1 protein-coding gene is annotated in these 312 nt (G+C 46.8%); it reads left to right on the top strand.

What is annotated here, in order from left to right:
- Window positions 1–96 precede the first annotated feature (96 nt).
- On the top strand, window positions 97–312 hold a 216-nt coding region (locus tag FH871_RS35440), incomplete at its 3' end, for a PTS transporter subunit EIIB (protein ID WP_171063055.1).

The raw sequence follows: 312 nt of genomic DNA, 5'->3' as shown, positions 1-312 counted from the left end.
ATGAGAACGACTGGCTAATTCACAGCCAGCAGGGAACTTTAATAAGTTGCCCACAACCTTTATCAGACAATCTTTATAATAAGGAGGAGCCCGTCAATGGGAAAATTTGAACAGGATGCCCGTGAGATGCTGGAAGCTATCGGGGGCAAGGAAAATGTCGCCGCGGTCACCCACTGTGCAACTCGAATGCGTTTCGTCCTAAACGATGAAAGCAAGGCTGATATCAAGCGTTTAGAAGCTATCCCAGCGGTTAAGGGGACCTTTACCAATGCTGGACAATTTCAAGCTATCATCGGTAATGATGTCCCAGTT

This window comes from Larkinella sp. C7 (genome assembly GCF_006149005.1).
In the GTDB taxonomy this organism is placed as follows: domain Bacteria; phylum Bacteroidota; class Bacteroidia; order Cytophagales; family Spirosomataceae; genus Larkinella.
Note: the sequence above shows the minus strand (reverse complement) of the source record. Positions and strands in the feature narration are given on the sequence as shown.